The organism is Weeksella sp. HMSC059D05 (genome assembly GCF_001809725.1).
Taxonomy (GTDB): Bacteria; Bacteroidota; Bacteroidia; order Flavobacteriales; family Weeksellaceae; genus Weeksella; species Weeksella virosa.
Map to the genome: position 1 here is coordinate 50,850 of NZ_KV798521.1, position 18,897 is coordinate 69,746.

At 34.5% G+C, this 18,897-nt stretch carries 24 protein-coding genes; all 24 read left to right on the plus strand.

Going from position 1 to position 18,897, the window contains the following annotated elements:
• Position 1: 1 nt before the first annotated feature.
• Positions 2–736, plus strand: coding sequence for a flexirubin biosynthesis SDR family reductase FlxB (gene fabG / locus HMPREF2660_RS01740; protein WP_070485424.1), 735 nt, complete (start codon positions 2–4; stop codon positions 734–736).
• A 12-nt stretch (positions 737–748) separates the two neighbouring features.
• Positions 749–1,972 (plus strand): beta-ketoacyl-[acyl-carrier-protein] synthase family protein, encoded by a 1,224-nt coding sequence (locus tag HMPREF2660_RS01745; protein WP_070485426.1) that lies wholly within the window; start codon positions 749–751, stop codon positions 1,970–1,972.
• 8 nt (positions 1,973–1,980) lie between these two features.
• A complete protein-coding gene (locus HMPREF2660_RS01750; RefSeq protein ID WP_070485527.1) occupies positions 1,981–2,235 on the plus strand; it encodes a phosphopantetheine-binding protein in 255 nt (84 codons plus the stop codon).
• Positions 2,235–3,113, plus strand: coding sequence for an LpxL/LpxP family acyltransferase (locus tag HMPREF2660_RS01755; RefSeq protein WP_070485428.1), 879 nt, complete (start codon positions 2,235–2,237; stop codon positions 3,111–3,113). The genes HMPREF2660_RS01750 and HMPREF2660_RS01755 overlap by 1 nt, the downstream gene beginning before the upstream one ends.
• A gap of 9 nt (positions 3,114–3,122) precedes the next feature.
• Positions 3,123–4,040 carry a hypothetical protein gene (locus HMPREF2660_RS01760; RefSeq protein ID WP_070485430.1) on the plus strand — a complete coding sequence of 306 codons (918 nt, stop codon included), beginning with the start codon at positions 3,123–3,125 and terminating at the stop codon, positions 4,038–4,040.
• Entirely contained in the window at positions 4,037–5,173 is a 1,137-nt protein-coding gene (locus HMPREF2660_RS01765) for a dialkylresorcinol biosynthesis protein DarB (RefSeq protein ID WP_168160779.1), read from the plus strand. Before HMPREF2660_RS01760 ends, HMPREF2660_RS01765 begins: the two co-directional genes overlap by 4 nt.
• Before the next feature lie 15 nt (positions 5,174–5,188).
• Complete coding sequence (locus HMPREF2660_RS01770) at positions 5,189–5,620, plus strand: hotdog family protein (protein WP_070485434.1); 432 nt, start codon at positions 5,189–5,191, stop codon at positions 5,618–5,620.
• A complete protein-coding gene (locus tag HMPREF2660_RS01775) occupies positions 5,621–6,064 on the plus strand; it encodes a hotdog family protein (protein WP_013598645.1) in 444 nt (147 codons plus the stop codon).
• Between the two features lie 192 nt (positions 6,065–6,256).
• Positions 6,257–6,664, plus strand: a complete 408-nt coding sequence (locus HMPREF2660_RS01780; RefSeq protein ID WP_013598646.1) for a flexirubin biosynthesis protein DarG — start codon at positions 6,257–6,259, stop codon at positions 6,662–6,664.
• The gene (locus tag HMPREF2660_RS01785; protein ID WP_070485436.1) at positions 6,651–7,661 is read left to right on the plus strand and encodes a BtrH-related acyltransferase DarH; all 1,011 of its coding nucleotides are present in this window, start codon (positions 6,651–6,653) and stop codon (positions 7,659–7,661) included. Before HMPREF2660_RS01780 ends, HMPREF2660_RS01785 begins: the two co-directional genes overlap by 14 nt.
• Positions 7,661–8,404 (plus strand): ABC transporter ATP-binding protein, encoded by a 744-nt coding sequence (locus HMPREF2660_RS01790; protein ID WP_070485439.1) that lies wholly within the window; start codon positions 7,661–7,663, stop codon positions 8,402–8,404. Before HMPREF2660_RS01785 ends, HMPREF2660_RS01790 begins: the two co-directional genes overlap by 1 nt.
• Positions 8,394–9,671 carry an ABC transporter permease gene (locus HMPREF2660_RS01795; RefSeq protein ID WP_070485441.1) on the plus strand — a complete coding sequence of 426 codons (1,278 nt, stop codon included), beginning with the start codon at positions 8,394–8,396 and terminating at the stop codon, positions 9,669–9,671. The genes HMPREF2660_RS01790 and HMPREF2660_RS01795 overlap by 11 nt, the downstream gene beginning before the upstream one ends.
• On the plus strand, positions 9,646–10,089 hold the full coding sequence (locus HMPREF2660_RS01800) for an acyl-CoA thioesterase (protein ID WP_013598650.1): 444 nt from the start codon (positions 9,646–9,648) through the stop codon (positions 10,087–10,089). The genes HMPREF2660_RS01795 and HMPREF2660_RS01800 overlap by 26 nt, the downstream gene beginning before the upstream one ends.
• On the plus strand, positions 10,086–11,204 hold the full coding sequence (locus HMPREF2660_RS01805; protein ID WP_013598651.1) for a beta-ketoacyl-[acyl-carrier-protein] synthase family protein: 1,119 nt from the start codon (positions 10,086–10,088) through the stop codon (positions 11,202–11,204). Before HMPREF2660_RS01800 ends, HMPREF2660_RS01805 begins: the two co-directional genes overlap by 4 nt.
• A complete protein-coding gene (locus HMPREF2660_RS01810; protein ID WP_070485443.1) occupies positions 11,194–11,817 on the plus strand; it encodes a hypothetical protein in 624 nt (207 codons plus the stop codon). Before HMPREF2660_RS01805 ends, HMPREF2660_RS01810 begins: the two co-directional genes overlap by 11 nt.
• Entirely contained in the window at positions 11,805–12,062 is a 258-nt protein-coding gene (locus tag HMPREF2660_RS01815) for a phosphopantetheine-binding protein (protein ID WP_013598653.1), read from the plus strand. Before HMPREF2660_RS01810 ends, HMPREF2660_RS01815 begins: the two co-directional genes overlap by 13 nt.
• On the plus strand, positions 12,062–13,258 hold the full coding sequence (locus HMPREF2660_RS01820; protein ID WP_013598654.1) for a beta-ketoacyl-[acyl-carrier-protein] synthase family protein: 1,197 nt from the start codon (positions 12,062–12,064) through the stop codon (positions 13,256–13,258). Before HMPREF2660_RS01815 ends, HMPREF2660_RS01820 begins: the two co-directional genes overlap by 1 nt.
• On the plus strand, positions 13,255–14,268 hold the full coding sequence (locus HMPREF2660_RS01825) for a beta-ketoacyl synthase N-terminal-like domain-containing protein (RefSeq protein WP_013598655.1): 1,014 nt from the start codon (positions 13,255–13,257) through the stop codon (positions 14,266–14,268). Before HMPREF2660_RS01820 ends, HMPREF2660_RS01825 begins: the two co-directional genes overlap by 4 nt.
• Positions 14,250–15,008: a polysaccharide deacetylase family protein gene (locus HMPREF2660_RS01830; protein WP_013598656.1), complete on the plus strand. Its 759-nt coding sequence runs from the start codon at positions 14,250–14,252 to the stop codon at positions 15,006–15,008. The genes HMPREF2660_RS01825 and HMPREF2660_RS01830 overlap by 19 nt, the downstream gene beginning before the upstream one ends.
• 2 nt (positions 15,009–15,010) lie before the next feature.
• Entirely contained in the window at positions 15,011–15,634 is a 624-nt protein-coding gene (locus HMPREF2660_RS01835; RefSeq protein ID WP_013598657.1) for a flexirubin biosynthesis/transport protein LolA2, read from the plus strand.
• A 69-nt stretch (positions 15,635–15,703) separates the two neighbouring features.
• Positions 15,704–16,081: an ApeI family dehydratase gene (locus HMPREF2660_RS01840; protein ID WP_070485445.1), complete on the plus strand. Its 378-nt coding sequence runs from the start codon at positions 15,704–15,706 to the stop codon at positions 16,079–16,081.
• Positions 16,078–16,560 carry a hypothetical protein gene (locus tag HMPREF2660_RS01845; protein ID WP_070485447.1) on the plus strand — a complete coding sequence of 161 codons (483 nt, stop codon included), beginning with the start codon at positions 16,078–16,080 and terminating at the stop codon, positions 16,558–16,560. Before HMPREF2660_RS01840 ends, HMPREF2660_RS01845 begins: the two co-directional genes overlap by 4 nt.
• 4 nt (positions 16,561–16,564) lie before the next feature.
• Positions 16,565–17,314, plus strand: coding sequence for a glycosyltransferase family 2 protein (locus HMPREF2660_RS01850; protein WP_013598660.1), 750 nt, complete (start codon positions 16,565–16,567; stop codon positions 17,312–17,314).
• A gap of 71 nt (positions 17,315–17,385) precedes the next feature.
• On the plus strand, positions 17,386–18,897 hold a 1,512-nt coding region (locus tag HMPREF2660_RS10935; protein WP_168160776.1), incomplete at its 3' end, for an MMPL family transporter.

Here is an 18,897-nt window from a genome sequence, read left to right on the forward strand (position 1 = left end):
GATGAAAAAAACAGTTTTAGTAACGGGAGGATCGCGCGGAATAGGTCGTGCAATTTGCGTACAGTTGGCTCAAGATTTAGATTTTCATGTGCTTATTAATTATCATTCTAATAAAGACGCAGCCATGTCTGTTGCAAAGGAAATAGAAGCGTTGGGGAAAACAGCAGAAATTCTACCGTTCGATGTAAGCAGTCGAGCAGCCGTGCAAGAGGCATTAACAAACTGGAAAGTCTCTCACCCAGAATATAGAGTAGAGGCAATAGTAAATAATGCCGGAATTACAAAAGATGGCCTTTTTATGTGGATGGATGAAGAAGATTGGCATTCAGTAATTTCAACAAGTTTAGATGGTTTTTATCATGTCACTCAATTTTTTATACAAGATATGCTCCGTCAACGTTTTGGTAGAATAGTAAATATTGTGTCGGTTTCCGGACTCAAAGGAAATCCTGGTCAGACAAATTATGCTGCAGCAAAAGGAGGGGTAATAGCTGCCACAAAATCTTTGGCACAAGAAGTTGGAAAAAGAAATATTACAGTCAATGCAGTAGCACCTGGATATATCGAAAGTGATATGACTGCCGAAATGAACCAAACAGAACTGAAAAAGCATATTCCACTCAACCGGTTTGGGCAAGCCAAAGAAGTGGCCGATTTAGTTAGTTTTTTGGTATCGGAAAAAGCTGCCTATATCACCGGAGAGGTAATCAATATAAATGGTGGATTATATACATAAACAATTGGTAGAATGGAAAATAGAGTTGTAATCACAGGAATGGGAATTTATTCTTGTTTAGGAACTTCGCTCGATGAGGTTACCGAGTCTTTACGAAAAGGAAAATCGGGGATTGTATACGATGAAGAAAGAAAGGAATATGGTTTCAAATCTGCCCTAACAGGAAAAGTACCAACCCCAGATCTGAAAAATATACTCAACAGAAGACAAAGAATTACCATTGGCGAAGAAACCGAGTATGCCTATATGTCGACCATTCAGGCATTGGAACAAGCCAACATTTCGCACGCTTACTTACAAGAAAACGAAGTCGGAATCCTCTTCGGTAATGATAGCGTTTCACGAGCAGTGATCGAGGCAACCGATATTGTACGCGAGAAAAAAGATACAACCCTAATCGGGTCGGGTGCAATTTTCAAATCGATGAATTCTACCGTTACCATGAATCTTTCTACTTTGTTTCAGTTAAAAGGTGTCAATATGACAATAAGTGCTGCTTGTGCAAGTGGTTCACATGCAGTAGGTTTGGCTTATCTTATGATCAAAGAAGGATTGCAAGATATGGTGATTTGTGGTGGGGCCCAAGAGATCAATAAATATGCGATGGCTAGTTTCGATGGTTTAGGCGTTTTTTCCAACTCAGAAGATCAACCCACCAAAGCATCACGACCGTTCGATAAAAATCGAGACGGATTAGTACCAAGTGGAGGTGCTGCAACGTTGATTTTAGAAAGTTTAGCGTCTGCCCTGAAAAGAGACGTCCCAATACTGGCAGAAGTCGTTGGGTATGGATTCTCATCGAATGGCGGGCATATCTCTACACCCAATGTAGATGGACCTATGTTAGCGATGCAAAAAGCGCTAAAACAGGCTAATTTATCAGCCGATGAAATAAGCTATATCAATGCACATGCAACATCTACACCTGTTGGGGATAGTAACGAAGCACAAGCGATTTATAATCTATTTGGAAAGAAACCCTATGTAACATCTACAAAGTCGATGACCGGACATGAATGTTGGATGGCTGGAGCAAGCGAAATTGTGTATTCTAATTTAATGATGTTGAATAACTTTATCGCTCCTAACATAAATTTTGAAGAACCTGATGAAGTCTCGGCTCAATTAAATATTCCGAATCAAATTGTACATAAAGAATTTGATGTATATTTGTCGAACTCTTTTGGTTTCGGAGGTACAAACTCTGCATTAATCATAAAGAAATATAAAATTTAATGCAAAGAATGGTGAATACAGACATTTCAGAAAAGATTAATGAAATATTAATGGAGGAATTTGAAGTAGAAGCAAATGCTATTTCAAAGGAGAAAAATATCAAAGAAACATTAGACTTAGATAGTTTGGATTATGTTGATTTGGTGGTAATTATCGAATCTAACTTTGGAGTGAAATTGGTCAAAGAAGACTTCTTGAGTATGATAACCTTTGAGGATTTTTATACCATCATTCAACAAAAAATAGACGAAAATAAAGCGTAATGACCCAATGGGAAGGAAAATCGAAGGGGACTTTACTTGGGTATAAAATTTTTGTATACAGTATAAAAAAATTAGGCATACGGACAGCGTATATAGTTCTTTTGTTCGTTGCTTTCTATTACTTCTTGTTTGCTTGGTCGAGCAATCGAGTGATGTATAATTATTTTCGGAAAAGACAAAACTTTTCTATTTCACGATCAATTGTTGGTATCTATAAAAATTATTACATATTTGGGCAAACTCTACTCGATAAAGCCACAATATCTATGGGGTTCCGCAATTGGTTTACGTATGATTTTGATGGAATCGAAATTCTGAAATCTCTTATAAAAGAAAAAAAAGGAGGAATCTTAATTAGTGCACACGTCGGCAATTTCGAAATTGCAGAATATTTCCTAAACGATATCAATACCGATATTAATATCCATTTGGTTACCACCGATTTGGAGCGAGATGCAATAAAAAATTATATGGAACAGATTCGAGTGAAATCAACCATAAAATTTATTGTGATACAAAAAGATATGTCACACATTTACCAAATAACCGATGCACTTTCTCGTAACGATTTGATTTGCTTTACAGGAGATCGTTTTTTTGAAGGAAACAAAACGCTCGAAGAAAATTTATTAGGCGGATTGGCACAATTTCCCGCAGGACCATTTTATATTGCATCACGCTTACATGTCCCAGTGGCTTTTGTATATGTGATGAAGGAACCCAATTTGCATTACCATTTATACACGAGAAAAGCAAATTTCAGGCACCGTGACGCACAGCAATTACTCAAAGAATATTGTGCAAGTGTAGAAGGTATCCTAAAAAAATATCCATATCAATGGTTTAATTATTTCGATTTTTGGAAATCTACCCGATAATAGTTTGGTATGAAAAAAGTATTGGTTATTTATTATTCGCAATCGGGGCAATTGAAAGATATAGCCAATTCGATAGCACGACCTCTGGTAAATGATACAACCATTGAAGTAGATTTTTATCCTATCAAGATGAGAAAAGACTTTCCTTTTCCGTGGGATAAAGAAAGTTTTTTTGGAGTTTTTCCCGATTCATTTGGGCAAATACCGCATGAGATTTTAGCACCTCCTACCGAAATTCTTCATCAGAAATATGATCTTATTTTATTGCATTATCAGGTTTGGTATTTATCTCCTTCTATTCCAGTTAATTCTTTCCTACAATCCATATACGCAGAACAACTTCTAAAAAACACAAAGGTGATTACCGTAAGTGGTAGCCGAAATATGTGGGTATATGCACAAGAGAAAATGAAGAAAATTCTTCTAGCCCAAAAAGCACATTTGGTAGGAAATATCGCTCTTACGGATAGAAATATAAATTTAATCAGTGTAGTTACCGTAGTCGATTGGATGTTTACTGGTCTTAAAAGAAAAGCATACGGAGTTTTTCCTTTGCCCGGTGTTAGCAAAAAAGAAATTTACCAAGCCCGAAAGTTTGGCGAAATAATCCGGAATGCTTTACAGAATGACAATTTAAATGAAATACAAACCAAATTAGTTGCAGCAGGTGCCGTAGAAATTAGATGGTTTTTGGTATCAATGGATAAAAAAGCTAATCGGTTGTTTGCTGTATGGATAAAGATTTTTAGAGCAAATCCTACTAAGAAATCCCTTCTAATCAAACTCTTTAATATATATTTGTTGATAGTGATTTGGTTCGTATCCCCGATCGTACATCTCATAGAAACGCTTTTCTATCCATTTTTTATCGGTAAGAAAAGACAACAAAAAAAATATTATCAAGGAATCAATCTATCAGAATGTTGAACAATGTCTATATAACACGTAGCGCAAAATTTCTACCTAATAAAGCAATTTCCAATGATGAAATGGAAGATTATTTAGGGCAAATTAATCAACTTCCCTCCAAAGCAAGAAGAGTTGTTTTGAGAAATAATGGTATAATAAAAAGATATTATGTAGTCGATAAACAACAAAATATACACTACACAAATGCAGAACTAACCGCTAAAGCAATAGGGAAATTGTTTGATGATCAGGTGGTTATGCAAGATGTGCAGGTTTTGTCTGTTGGTACATCCACGCCAGATCAGTTGTTGCCATCTCACGCATCGATGGTGCATGGATTACTAAAAAATCCTTCGGTAGAATTAAACTCTTCTAGCGGCATTTGTTGTTCTGGGATGAATGCTCTGAAATTTGCTTATCTATCTGTTTTGTCTGGCACGGCCAAAAATGCAGTAAGTTCTGGATCAGAATGTGTTTCTCCATGGATGTTGAGTAAACGATTCGCTCAAGAGATAGAAAACATAAAAGAACTTGATCAACAACCGATTATAGCTTTTCGTAAAGAATTTTTACGCTGGATGCTATCCGACGGAGCAGCTGCTTTTTTATTACAAAATAAACCCAATGAAAACGCTATTTCATTGAAAATAGAGTGGATGCAATCGTATTCTTATGCGCACGAAACAGAAGTTTGTATGTATGCGGGTGCAGAAAAAAACGAGGAAGGTGAATTGGTTCCATGGCAAAATTATTCTAATGAAGATTGGCTGAAAAAATCCATATTTAGTATCAAGCAAGATGTAAAAGTTTTAGATGAATTTATCCTAGTAAAAGGCGTTGAGAGTATGTTAGATGCTCTAAGAAAGCATCAGATTTCGGTAGACGATATCGATTATTTTTTACCACATATTTCATCAATGTATTTTAAGGATAAATTATACGATAGTTTCAAAAATGCCAATTTCGAGATACCATTCGATAAATGGTTTATTAATTTGGATAAAGTAGGGAATGTAGGAGCTGCATCGATTTATTTGATGGTCGAAGAACTCATGAATTCAGGGAAGTTGAAAATTGGCGATAAAATATTATTATCTGTACCAGAAAGTGGACGATTTTCTTACGCTTATGCTTATCTTACCGTTGTTTAATTAAAATATTTTTTTATGAATTTGCCCATCTGCAATGCAGAAATCATCAAAACATTTATCCCTCATCGTGAACCTATTATTATGGTAGATGCTTTGTACAAATATGCAGAAAAACAAGTTGTGGGAGGGTTGACCGTTGAAGAAAACAATCTTTTCAATAAAAATGGACATCTTGCAGAACCAGGCCTCATAGAGCATATGGCACAAACAGTAGCACTGCATACAGGTTACCAATACTATCTGATTGGTCAACCAGCTCCGACGGGTTATATTGGTACGATAAAAAATTTACATATCAATCGATTGCCAAAAGTCAAAGAAAAAATTGTAACAGAAGTAGAAATTCTACAAGAAGTAATGGGGGTTTCTTTGGTGAAGATTACATCAAATATCAACCAAGAATGCATAGCAATAGGAGAAATGAAAACCGTTTTAGCTCCTCTATAAATGAGCAACAGTCCGATACAAGAAGTTTCGCTTTTCTTGCCGCATAAAAAACCAATGTTATTGGTCGATCGAATTATTCGTTTAGATTTGGTTTCGGTAGAAACTGAATTTTATATTAGCGAGGATAATTTTTTTGTAGACGAAAACCACTTGTTAGAAACCGCCTTGATAGAACATTCTGCTCAAAGTTGTTCATGTGTTTTGGGACAAGAATATTATCAAAAAAAATACGGAATACAACCGAAAAGTTTTGGTTACATCAGTGCAATAAGAACATTTGTTGTTTATCAAATCCCAACCAAAAACCAAACTTTACACACCTCGGCAGAGATGATTTCTAAAACTTTGCTCAATGATTTTATTCTCTGTTCGCTGAAAGTTGCCTCGTATACAAAAGGTAATCTATGTTCAGAAGGGCAAATAAATCTGATTATTCAACTATAAAAACTTTCTTATTAGTTATAATCAATAATTTTCATACCAAAAGAGTAAATATTTAAACTAGATTTATCAATCCTATCAAAAAAATTGTAATTTTAGAGACAACAACTATAATAGATTATTTTTTTGATAAGAGAAAAAATAAAACTCACAAACATCTAAAAATAGTAAATTACTTGTTTTTGAAAGACCACAATGAAGAAGAATGAAGTACCGCAAGACGAAAGCTTTCTGAGTAAAAACAATCTCTCCGAACTATACTATGTCGTAGACGAAGACGGACATTTCACCACCGAACAATCGAGTGGCTGGGAACCCAAAACCATTATGCAAACAGAAACTTTGCGTGTCTTACAACAACGTGTAGAGAAAGCAAAAGAAAAGGTGAAACAAGGAAAAGTAAGTCCTATAGTTTATTATATGGAATTGAATAAAATGGACTGGCCAACTTTAGCTGCTTATATGCACAAGTGGCCTTTTTTTATAAAAAGACATGCCAAACCAAATGTATTTAATCGTCTGAATGATAGTGTGTTGAGTAAATATGCAGAAGTATTCGGTATAACTTTAGAAGAACTAAAAAAAATCGATGGAAAAAAATAAAGAAATTCCATTTGTACATCACCAATCAGCGCATTGCGAAACAGGAGTAGCCTCTAATTTATTAAAAAACAGAGGACTAGACATTAGCGAAGCCATGGTTTTTGGTATTGGATCTGGGTTGTTTTTTGTATACCTGCCTTTTCTCAAAGTAAATCACGCACCTGCGATAAGTTATCGTCCAATGCCGGGAAGAATTTTCACCCGTTTGGCAAAGCGTTTAGGCTTGAAAATAGAGCGAAAAAAATTTCGATCAGAAGAAGAAGCACAAAAACTACTTGATCAGAAAATAGCAGAAAATATTCCCTGTGGTTTGCAAGTTGGGGTTTATAATTTACCTTATTTTCCAGATGAATATCGCTTTCATTTCAATGCACATAATTTAGTAATCTACGGAAAAAAAGAAGATCACTACTTGGTGAGTGATCCAGTGCTCAATCACCCAACAGAACTTTCTGCAAAAGATTTAGAAAAAGTACGTTTTGCAAAAGGTGTTTTAGCACCCAAAGGACATATGTATTATCTGACCGAAATTGCTACACATATCGATTGGGATAAAGCAATACGAAAAGCAATCCAAAAAACATGCAACGAAATGTTGGCACCTGTACCTATTGCAGGGGTTCGAGGAATGCGGTGGTTGGCAAAAGATATCCGAAAATGGCCAAAGAAAATTGGTAATGTAAAAACCAACTATTATCTAGCACAAATAGTAAGAATGCAAGAGGAAATAGGAACCGGAGGTGGAGGTTTTCGGTATTTATTTGCTGTATTTTTACAAGAATCTTCAGAGAAAATACAACAACCTATTTTAGATGATTTTTCTAAAGAAATGATTGCTATTGGCAATCAGTGGAGAGATTTTGCTTTACAGGCTTCTAGGGTTTATAAAAAGAGAAGTCAATTAGAAGAAGTGTACAATACATTAGCAGATGAACTATTGGTTTTGGCCAATAAAGAAGAAGATTTTTTTAAGCGTCTGAAAAAAGCTCTGAAGTAATGATCCAAATCAAAAACATCTCTAAACGTTATACATCCTACGAAAATACCGCTCTAGATGCAGTGTCTTTTTGTATTCCCACTCAATCTATTTTCGGTATTCTTGGTCCTAATGGTGCCGGAAAAACAACCTTAATTACCATGATGTGTGGTCTTCAAAAGCCAACCGAAGGTGAGATTATTATCAACGGGTTGAGGTACGATAAAAATGCCAAAAGCATAAAAGCCTTAATAGGAGTAGTACCCCAAGAATACGCTTTGTATCCTACCTTAACAGCTTATGAAAATCTAATTTATTTCGGAAGCATGTATGGATTAAAAGGAAAAAATCTGAAGGAAAATGTGTCGAATTCTCTAGAAAATATGGGACTGAAATCCTTTGCTAATAAAAGAATAGATACTTTTTCGGGCGGAATGAAAAGAAGAATAAATCTCTTGGCTGCGGTTTTACATCAACCAAAAATTCTATTTCTCGATGAGCCAACTGTAGGAGTCGATGTGCAATCGAAAACAAAAATTATAGAGTTTTTGCATCACCTAAATTCTACCGGAACTACAATCGTATATACATCGCATCATCTTCGAGAGGCACAAGATTTTTGTACCGAAATAGCAATTCTCGATCAAGGAAAAATAAAAGCAATTGGTTCGCCGAAAAACTTACTCGAGTCTTATCCTAATACGAAAAACTTAGAGGACATTTTTATTCAATTAACCGGGAAAAACTTACGAGATGTTACATAGACTTTGGCAATCTGTGAAAAAAGAAGCTTTATTACTCTTTCGTGATTATGGCGGTTTAGCGGTGTTGTTTGTTATGCCGATGATTTTAGTTGTGATGGTCACGCTGATCCAAAATCAGGCTATGCAAGGGCAAACATCGCAAGCATTCCCTTTGTTGTTTATCGACCATGATCAAGATTCGGTTTCACATTCTATTCGGCGACAATTAGTGCAAGAAAATACATTTTTTTTGATAGATTCTCTCAATGGAAAAGTCCTGAATGAATCTACTGCAAAAAAACTGGTGTATGATGGTAAATATCAATTAGCTTTGATTCTACCGAATAATTTATCCAAAGATTTGCACACAAATGTCGAATTTAATGTAGAAGAAATCGTAGGAGATTTTGGACTTTATAACACCACGGATAAACCCAAACAAAAAAATAAGCCCAAAGAAATCGAGTTGATTTTCGATCCTGCTGTCCAAGAAAATTTCAAGAACAATGTGAAATTTGGAATCGAAAAAATAATTTATAAAGCCCAATCAGAAACTATTTATCAAACGTTCAGAGAATATTTAGGCGAAGATACAGCACCCAATTTTCAGCAAGATCAATTGATCACTTATAAAGAAATTTCCGCAATCAATCATCAAGACAAAGAACCAAACGCAGTACAACACAATGTACCAGCATGGACACTATTTGCAATATTTTTTATCATAGTACCTTTGTCTGTCAATTTGGTGAATGAGAAGAATTTAGGGGCAAACTTTAGGTTGCGAACAAGCCCGATGCCATATTCTACCTTGCTTATAGGTAAAATAATTATTTATCTTGTAGTATGTTTGTTGCAGTTTTTCTCCATCATTCTTTTATCTCAGTTACTTTTTCCACTTATCGGATTAGAAATTTTAGACATCGAAGGTAAATTACCCATGATGCTTTTTTTTACCATTTTTGTCAGTTTAGCAGCCATAGGGTTGGGGATTTTATTAGGTGTAATTTCTAAAACACAAGAGCAAGCACCACCATTCGGAGCTACTTTTGTGGTCATTCTAGCTGCTTTAGGAGGGATTTGGATTCCGGTTTTTATGATGTCTACAACTTTTCAGAAAATAGCAAAACTATCTCCAATGCATTGGGGACTGAGCGGGTATTATGATATCTTACTGAGAAATGCATCGCTATCATACATCCTACCCGAAATATTTTCCCTACTTTTGTTTTTCCTATTCTGTTTAGGCTTATCCATACTTTATGACAGAAAAAAACAAGGCAATTGAACTTACACTAGCCAATGAATGCTCTATACGAGTTCGTTTCAATGAAGCAGATCCGCTTGGGATAGTCTGGCACGGGAATTACCTACGATATTTCGAGGAAGGGCGCGAATCTTTTGGTCGAGAACACGGGCTTACCTACCGAAATATGGAAGAAAACAAAGTAGCAGCACCAGTCGTAAAATCTCTTTGCGAATATAAATTGCCATTGAAGTATGATGAGATTTTTATTATAAGAACTACTTATATAGATTCTGTAGCCGCAAAATTAATTTTCCGGTACGAGTTGATAAACCAACAAGGGAAAACAGTTTGTACAGGAGAAACAATTCAGGTTTTTACCGAACTGTCGACAGGAGAATTACTCTTGAATTTTCCTGATTTTATAAAAGATTGGAAGAAAAAAGTCGGTATGCTATGAGAAATGTTTTTATTCATCAAGCTGATATTATTACACCTTTAGGACTTAGTTTGGATGAGAATTGGTCGAACTTATTAATTCATAAATCAGGCATTCAACGAATAGAAAAAATAGGAGGTATAACAAATTTCTATGCATCACTTATCCAATCAGAACTAATAAACGATTCGATTATCGCAGATAAAAATTCTTCTCGTATAGAAAAGATGTTGTTGTTGATATTGAATAAATTATACCAAAAAAATGTGGAAATTACACCAGAAACTACCGTTGTTCTTTCTACAACCAAAGGAAATATTCGAGCATTAGCCCATAATCCTATCGAAGCATTCATACCGCAAATAGCAAACTTTTTACAAAAGAAACTACAATTGCAGAACAATGTAGTTGTCGTGTCAAATGCTTGTACATCAGGAGTGTTAGCCGTAAATATTGCCAAGAGAATGTTGCAAACTTCACAAACTAATCAAGCAGTGATATTGGCCGTTGATGAAATTACAGAATTTGTCTTGTCTGGGTTTGATGCTTTCAAGGCGATGAGTAAAAAACCTTGTAAACCTTTCGATAAATCTCGTGATGGCATTACTTTGGGCGAAGCAGTAGGAGCACTTTATATGTCGACAAAACCCCAAAATAACACTTGGAATTTCCAGATACTGGGCGAAGGAAATATAAATGATGCTAACCATATATCGGGCCCCTCTAGAACAGGCGAGGGATTGTATAAAAGTATAAAAAACGCACTCGAAGAAGCTAAAATTTCTGCCGAAAACATCGACTATATTTCTGCGCACGGAACGGCAACTCGATACAATGATGATATGGAGTCGATTGTGTTCGATCGATTGAACATGAACCAAACTCCACTCAATAGTTTGAAAGGTTATTTCGGACATACTTTGGGAGCGTCTGGACTAATAGAGCTGATTTTTGCGTGCAAACAAATAGAAGAAAAAATTTTATTACAAACGCATGGTTTCGAAGAATTTGGGGTAGCAAAAACAATCAACGTATTGCAAAATCATACAAGAACAACAGGAACAACATTCCTGAAAACGGCATCTGGCTTTGGAGGAAGCAACTCGGCAATAATTGTTAGAAAATATGGGAGATAAACAGCTGTATATCCAAGATTATGTACAAATTTTGCCCAACAGAATTCGGCAAAACGACCAAATTATTTTTGATAAAGAAGATATAGGGACATTTGCTGACTTTTCTAAAGAAATATATAAGATGCTAGAAATTTCTTATCCGAAATTTTATAAAATGGATGAGCTTTCTAAAATAGCAATACTTGCTTCAGAAATGATTTTCAGACAGAATGACTCTCAAGATACCGCCCTTCTTTTTTGCAATCGTACTGCAAGTTTATATACCGATAGTAAACATCAAAAAAGTATTTCAGACCAAGAAAATTATTTCCCGAGTCCTTCTGTTTTTGTTTATACACTGCCTAATGTTTGTGTAGGTGAAGTCAGTATCCGATATCAATTACAAACCGAAAGTGCATTTTTTGTTGCCGAAGAAATGCCATTTACTTTGCTAGAAAATCAAACAAAATACCTTTTGAAAACAGGTAAAGCAAGGCAAGTCTTGTGTGCATGGATAGAATATTATCAAGAAAACTATTCTGCTTTTGTATATTTGGTTTCTGAAGAAGGAAAAATACCTTATCAAGAGAATTATTTAAAAAATAGATACAAGGAAATATCATGGAAGATTTAATTTTAGAATTGAAGAATAAAATCGTAGAAGTTCTTAACTTAGAGGATGTTAACATAGAAGATATTCAAGCAAATGAACCGTTATTTGGTGATGGACTAGGATTGGATTCTATCGATGCTTTAGAACTTATTGTATTGATGGATAAAGATTATGGAATCAAAATTGCAGACCCAAAACAGGGTAAAACCATTTTCGAATCAATCGAGTCAATGGCTCAATATATCACCGACAATAGAACAAAATAATGGCTACTAAAATTGCAATAACTGGGATGGGAATTATTTCTGCGATTGGCCATTCGGTTGCAGAAAATCTCGACTCTTTATTGCATAATAAAAGTGGTCTAGAGAAAATAAAATACTTGTCGACCAAACACAAAAACGAATTTTTGGTAGGAGAAGTCAAAAAATCCAACCAAGAATTGGCTTCTATTTTAGGTTTACCCAATAATCATACTTTCACAAGAACAGCACTTTTAGGAGCAGTCGCTGCCAAAGAAGCGGTGAAAAATGCAAATCTTACATGGGGTAAACAAGACCGAATAGGTCTGATTTCATCAACATCGGTAGGTGGGATGGATCAGTCTGAGTTGTATTTTTTCGGTTATGAAAATCAACCCGACAAACAAAAGTTTATTCTAAGCCACGATGCAGGTGATTCGAGTATAAAAATAGCTGAAATCATCGGTTTAGAAGGTTATGTTTCTACGGTAAGCACCGCTTGTTCTTCTGCTGCAAATGCAATAATTATGGGTGCTCGATTGATTTCTTCTGGCAAACTCGATTGCGTAATTGTAGGAGGAACAGATGCTTTATCAAAATTTACTTTGAATGGTTTCAAGTCGTTGATGATTCTCTCTGATTGCGCAAATCAACCTTTTGATGAAAATAGAAAAGGACTAAATCTAGGCGAAGGAGCTGCATATTTGGTGCTAGAGTCGGAAGAATATGCACAAAAAAATCAACGACAGATAAACGCTTATCTTTCTGGTTACGGGAATGCCAATGATGCACACCACCAAACAGCCTCATCAGAAAATGGAGAAGGAGCTTATTTGGCTATGCAAAAAGCTTTGTCAGTAGCCAAAATTTCACCAGAAAATATAGATTATATCAATGCACATGGTACTGCCACAAGAAACAATGACGCCTCTGAGAGTGCTGCATTGTTACGTATTTTTGATAAAAAAACATTATGCTTCAGTTCTACCAAACCCTTTACAGGCCATACCTTGGCTGCAGCAGCTGGTATAGAAGCTGTGTTTAGTATTCTTGCTTTAGAAAAGCAAAAAGTTTGGGCAAATCTCAATTTCGCACAACCTATGCAAACTCATAATCTTCATCCTCAAACCAAAATTTACTCGAAAAAAATAGAACATGTATTGTCGAATTCTTTTGGTTTCGGAGGAAATTGTTCAACCCTAATTTTTAGTAAAGCATGAAGAAATGTTATATAAATGGGGTAGCAGCAATTTCGGCACAGAACTATCGAGAAGTAAAGTTTACTGAAAATAATACACCACTGACAGAATTTCTTAATTATGCAGATGAACCAAATTATAAAGAATTTTTATCGGCTTCATCGTTAAGAAGAATGTCGAAAGCAGTGAAAATGGGATTGTTTACAGCGCAAAAAGCTCTTAAGTCGTCTGAAGTTTCTGAAATAGAAGCCATTATTACGGGTACAGGATTGGGTTGTTTGGCAGACTCGGAAAAGTTTTTGGCCAATCTGATTCAGAACGATGAAGAATTCTTAACACCAACAGCCTTTATTCAATCAACGCATAATACTGTAGCAGCCCAAATTGCACTGCATCTGCACTGCAATGCCTATAATTTTACGTATGTAAATGGTGGAAACTCTTTCGAAGCTGCTGCATTAGATGCACTTTTACAAATTAAAAATAACGAAATCTCAAACGCATTGGTCGGTGGAATTGATGAAATTGCAACTCGAACACATCAATTATTACAATTGGTAGAAGTTATTCAATCTACAAAAAATGGTTCGGGAGCCAAATTTGGGGAGGGAGCAACATTTTTTATTTTATCGGATAAATTTACTCAAAAATCATATGCAGAAATTGTAGATATAGAAATCCGAAACAAACTGGAAAATAAAACAATTGAAGAATTTGTGGAAAGTTTTCTACAAGAAAATCAATTGATGTTGAATGATATACAAGTTATTTTTGTAGGAAAAAATTCTGAGGTTACTACAACAGAAATCGACCAGTATTTCGATGCATTACCCCAAGCTATATATTCATACAAAAAGTTTTGCGGAGAATACGATACTGCTTCTGCTTACGGGATGTTGTTGGCTGCTGAATTTCTGAAAAATCAAAATTATCCGAACCAATCAGAAGTAGAAAACATCCTCTTGTACAATCAGTTTTTAGGTAAAAACCATAGTTTAGTGTTGCTTAGAAAATGTCAAAACATCGAATAGTTTCCTGTATCTTTCTTGGATATTTTTTTATTATTATCTACTTGATTTTTGGGTATGATGTTTCTTATTATTGGTTGATTTTACTTGGGATCCTTTGGCTTGGAATAACAAGTTGGGGTGTGTTTGATCTACGTTTAAACTACTTTCTTAGCGTTTATTATCATCAAAAAACCAACGCAAGAATAGTCGCTCTTACTTTTGATGATGGACCAACAGAATGGACAGGCGAGTTCTTATCTCTGCTAGAAAAATATAAAGCGAAAGCAACTTTTTTTTGTATAGGCAATCAGATCAAACAATATCCAGAGATATTCGAGCAAATTATCCAAAATCAACATGAAATAGGAAATCATACCCAATCGCACCTCAACCAAACAGGTTTTTTATCCTATCAAAAATTGAAAAAAGAAATTCTTAATAATGATGAAATTATAGAAAAATATATGGGCGAAAAACCCAGCTATTTTCGTCCACCATTTGGCGTTTCAAATCCTACTTTTGCCAAGGTTCTTCAAGATACGAATCATCAAGTAATTGGTTGGAGTGTACGTTCTTTGGATACAGTGATAAAAGAAGAAAAAACGATTGCAAAAAGAGTCTTGCGAAAAGTGAAGCCAGGATCAATAATTTTGATGCACGACACATCCGAAAAATCTTTGTTGGCTTTGGAGCGTATTTTGCAAGAATTGTACAATAATCAATATCAAATGGTTACTATTAGTGAATTGAAAATTAGATAAATATGAAGAAATTAGCAATTTTGTTTTTGGTATTATTGGCTACTTTTTCTCTGGCACAAAATAGGATGAGTTACAATGAAATAATTAATTTCAAGAAATCTGTGAAGACAGAGATGAATAAGATAAACACTTTTTCTGCTACATTTACAGAAACAAAACACTTGAGTTTCTTGAAAAAACCAACGGTTTCTAAAGGGAAGTTTTATCTTCAAAATCCAAATAAAGTTTTGTGGCAATACACCAGTCCGAGTAAAACTTCGGTAATATTTGTTGATAATAAAATAACTCTGAAACAAGCCAATAAAAGTAAAACAACAGATCTTAGTCGTCAAAAAAACTTCGCACAGTTAAATGCTCTAATCATTGGGTCATTCAACGGAGATTTGTTTGATAATCCAGCGTTCGAGAGTGATTTTTATACCAATACTAAAGGTTTTTTGGTTAGATTAATGCCAAAATCAAAAACTGCCAAAAAATATTTAAAACGAATCGAATTACAATTTGATAAGCAAGTTGATATGGTTAGTGAAGTAAAACTAATCGAACCAAGTAATGATTATACACAGATTTTATTTTCGAATAAATCGATAAACCCGAATATAAGTCCATCTATATTTAGGCCATAATGTGAATCGAATAAGAATTTGTATTTTTGGATTGTTTAAAGCAATTTACTGAGAAAATAAACTTGATTTATGGCTGTTTTACATAAATTTTACACCGTTATTTCGAATGAAGAAAAGACTGAAAATTCCTATCAAGTTCTAATAGAATTGAATAAAAATCATTCTATTTTCGAGGGGCATTTTCCTGGTAATCCAGTAACACCAGGTGTGTGTATGATACAGATTATCAAAGAATTGGTAGAAGAAATTACCCAACAAAAATGGCGATTGAATAAGTTGAGCAATGTGAAATTTATGGCCATAATAAATCCTCAAGAGCACCCTATACTGCATATTTCACTTGATATTCAAAAATATCATAATCGGTTGAGGGTGAAGGGGATGGCTGTTTATGAATCGGTAGTTGCCTTGAAATTGAGTGCAGAATTTGAAAACTCTATGTTATGAAACTTTTTTTAGGATTTTTATTAGTAACTTTCATTTTTTTCGGTTCAACTTTATCAGAGGTTAGAAAAAAATTCGAGCAAGCATCGAAAAGTAAGGAAGAAACAATCAGTTTCTATAATGCTCTACATTCGTATAAAGGAAAAGACGCAACTATGTTGGCGTATCAAGGTGCGTCAGAAATGTTGTATTCGCGTTATTTTGGTGCAAAGGAAACGAGAAAAAAATTACTTATTAGCGGTTCTTCGAAAATTGATGCAGCTATACAATCAGAACCAAGTAATGCAGAAATACGTCTTATTCGTTTTATTATACAAGAGAATTTACCCAAAGTAATTGCTTATAATAGAAACCTAACAGAAGACAAGAAAAGTATCCTAAACTTATACTCGCAACAAACGAAAGAGGTAAAAATCTTGATAAAAAAATACAGTCAACATTCTAAGGGTTTTACAGCATCAGAAAAAGAGAAATTTAACTAAAATTTTGCAAGCAATCACAACAAAACTATTCGATAAATATCGAGTTTGCGTTATCATTCCGACCTACAATAATTACAAAACTTTGGCAAAAGTCATCGATGGAGTTTTGGATTTTACAGAAAATGTATTGGTGGTAAATGATGGTTCTACCGACGATACAAACAAAATTTTATCGAAATATAAAAAAATTTCAATAATCCATATACCAATAAATACAGGGAAAGGAAATGCACTGAAATGTGGTTTTCGTTGGGCCAAAGAAAAGAATTATTCATTTGCTATAACGATCGACTCCGACGGTCAACATTATGCAGATGATTTACCAGTATTTTTAGAGCGATTAGATCAAAAAAAAGGAGAGCAAATTTTGTTGATTGGCAATAGAAATATGACACAAGAAGGCATTCCAAAGAAAAGTAGTTTCGGGAATAATTTTTCTAATTTTTGGTTTTGGTTCGAAACCGGAATAAAGTTAGAAGATACGCAATCTGGTTATCGCTTGTATCCGGTAGAAAAATTACCAAAACGTTTATACACACAAAAATTCGAGTTCGAGATAGAAGTTATCGTGCGTTTAGCTTGGCGTAGGGTTACCATCGAACACGTTCCGGTGAAGGTTTTGTATGATATGAATGAACGCGTTTCTCACTTTAGGCCCTTTTGGGATTTCGCCCGTATAAGTGTACTCAATACTTTTCTAGTAGTGTATGCTTTATTTATTTTTTGGCCCAAAAAACTTCTACTAAGAAAATGAAATTAGAATAAAGAAAAAGGTTTCTTTTCATCTTACTATAATTGTCTTAATTTTAGACAAAATTTCTATTCATGTACCAATTATTCTATCGATTTTACAAATGGGTAAACCGACATCGATCACTAAGTATTGGTTTGGCTCTGATCAGTTTATTGGTAGGTTTTTTTATTATTTCTAGCCTGAAGATAGAAGATGATATAACGAAAATACTCCCTAAAAGTGAACAAGGAAATATCACCACAAAAGTTTTTCAACAACAAAATTTTTCAGACAAAATTACCGTTCTTGTTCAGAAGAAAAATGGTGGTAATGATGAGCAATTGATAGACGCTGCAGAAGCAATCGAACTCGAGTTAGAAAAGTATAAGAATTCTATAATAAGTATTCAAGGTGTACAAAATGAAGAAATTTTAGAAGATGCTTTTACGATGGTATATAATCATTTACCAAACTTTTTGTCGGATGATGATTATACGATAATTGAACAGAAAATCAATCAAGATTCGATTCGTGCATTAACCCAAACTAATTATGAGCGTTTAACTTCTCCTGCTGGAATTATTAGTCGAAATTTTATCCTAAAAGATCCATTAGGTTTAACTTTTTTGGGCATGAAAAAATTGCAGGAAATGAGCTCCATGAGTGATTTGTTGTATCAAGATGGTTATCTTTTTACCCAAGATAAATCGACACTATTGCTTTTTATCAATCCTAAACATAAAAGCGGTGATACCCAAAACAATGCAGCGTTTGTAGAGGGGATAAAAGAAATAGAATCGAAAATCAATAAAGAGTTTACACACATAAATGTTCAGTTTTTTGGTGCACCCATTATTGCAGTTGCCAATGCGAAGCAAATAAAATCTGATATCATAAAAACCATTGCAATTTCTATGAGTTTTTTGGTGGTACTTTTAATGTTTTTTTATCGGAAAATCTCAATTCCCCTAATATTATTTATCCCAACAGTTTTTGGTTTTACAACAGCGCTGGTAATAATTTATTTTATCCGAAAAGAAGTATCCGCGATTTCAATCAGTATAGGAGCAGTTTTATTGGGAATTACGATTGATTATGCTTTGCATATGATGACACATTTTAGAGAAAAACAGTCTGTAGAAATCCTATACAAAGAAATTACTCAACCCATACTTATGAGTTGTCTTACGACGGCAACAGCCTTTATTTGTCTAGTGTTTTTGCACTCTGATGCTTTAATCGATTTAGGGATTTTTGCGTTCATTACGGTATTGATGAGCGGTATTTTTACTTTACTTTTCATCCCACATTTGTATCGTCCTAGATTAGCAAAATCAGAAGAAAAAACTACATTTATTGACCGATTTGCTTCGCTCAGTTTCGATCAGAATAAACCGTTGATTTTTGTCACGTTGGTGTTGGTGATAGTAAGTCTATTTACATTTTCTAGCGTAAAATTCAATCAAGATTTATCGAGCCTGAATTACACGCCAGAAGATCAATTAAAAGCTGAAAAAACCTTGTCTCAAAAGACATCGATGATGCAATCTTCTTTGTATTTGGTGAATTATGGCAGTTCATTAGAAGAAGTGCTAGAAGAGTCA

Excerpts from the sequence above, each read along its gene's own strand:
- fabG (WP_070485424.1), top strand. The coding sequence starts at position 2 with ATGAAAAAAACAGTTTTAGTAACGGGAGGATCGCGCGGAATAGGTCGT.
- HMPREF2660_RS01745 (WP_070485426.1), top strand. The coding sequence starts at position 749 with ATGGAAAATAGAGTTGTAATCACAGGAATGGGAATTTATTCTTGTTTA.
- HMPREF2660_RS01750 (WP_070485527.1), top strand. The coding sequence starts at position 1,981 with ATGGTGAATACAGACATTTCAGAAAAGATTAATGAAATATTAATGGAG.
- HMPREF2660_RS01755 (WP_070485428.1), top strand. The coding sequence starts at position 2,235 with ATGACCCAATGGGAAGGAAAATCGAAGGGGACTTTACTTGGGTATAAA.
- HMPREF2660_RS01760 (WP_070485430.1), top strand. The coding sequence starts at position 3,123 with ATGAAAAAAGTATTGGTTATTTATTATTCGCAATCGGGGCAATTGAAA.
- HMPREF2660_RS01770 (WP_070485434.1), top strand. The coding sequence starts at position 5,189 with ATGAATTTGCCCATCTGCAATGCAGAAATCATCAAAACATTTATCCCT.
- HMPREF2660_RS01775 (WP_013598645.1), top strand. The coding sequence starts at position 5,621 with ATGAGCAACAGTCCGATACAAGAAGTTTCGCTTTTCTTGCCGCATAAA.
- HMPREF2660_RS01780 (WP_013598646.1), top strand. The coding sequence starts at position 6,257 with ATGAAGAAGAATGAAGTACCGCAAGACGAAAGCTTTCTGAGTAAAAAC.
- HMPREF2660_RS01785 (WP_070485436.1), top strand. The coding sequence starts at position 6,651 with ATGGAAAAAAATAAAGAAATTCCATTTGTACATCACCAATCAGCGCAT.
- HMPREF2660_RS01790 (WP_070485439.1), top strand. The coding sequence starts at position 7,661 with ATGATCCAAATCAAAAACATCTCTAAACGTTATACATCCTACGAAAAT.
- HMPREF2660_RS01795 (WP_070485441.1), top strand. The coding sequence starts at position 8,394 with ATGTTACATAGACTTTGGCAATCTGTGAAAAAAGAAGCTTTATTACTC.
- HMPREF2660_RS01800 (WP_013598650.1), top strand. The coding sequence starts at position 9,646 with ATGACAGAAAAAAACAAGGCAATTGAACTTACACTAGCCAATGAATGC.
- HMPREF2660_RS01805 (WP_013598651.1), top strand. The coding sequence starts at position 10,086 with ATGAGAAATGTTTTTATTCATCAAGCTGATATTATTACACCTTTAGGA.
- HMPREF2660_RS01810 (WP_070485443.1), top strand. The coding sequence starts at position 11,194 with ATGGGAGATAAACAGCTGTATATCCAAGATTATGTACAAATTTTGCCC.
- HMPREF2660_RS01815 (WP_013598653.1), top strand. The coding sequence starts at position 11,805 with ATGGAAGATTTAATTTTAGAATTGAAGAATAAAATCGTAGAAGTTCTT.
- HMPREF2660_RS01820 (WP_013598654.1), top strand. The coding sequence starts at position 12,062 with ATGGCTACTAAAATTGCAATAACTGGGATGGGAATTATTTCTGCGATT.
- HMPREF2660_RS01825 (WP_013598655.1), top strand. The coding sequence starts at position 13,255 with ATGAAGAAATGTTATATAAATGGGGTAGCAGCAATTTCGGCACAGAAC.
- HMPREF2660_RS01830 (WP_013598656.1), top strand. The coding sequence starts at position 14,250 with ATGTCAAAACATCGAATAGTTTCCTGTATCTTTCTTGGATATTTTTTT.
- HMPREF2660_RS01835 (WP_013598657.1), top strand. The coding sequence starts at position 15,011 with ATGAAGAAATTAGCAATTTTGTTTTTGGTATTATTGGCTACTTTTTCT.
- HMPREF2660_RS01840 (WP_070485445.1), top strand. The coding sequence starts at position 15,704 with ATGGCTGTTTTACATAAATTTTACACCGTTATTTCGAATGAAGAAAAG.
- HMPREF2660_RS01845 (WP_070485447.1), top strand. The coding sequence starts at position 16,078 with ATGAAACTTTTTTTAGGATTTTTATTAGTAACTTTCATTTTTTTCGGT.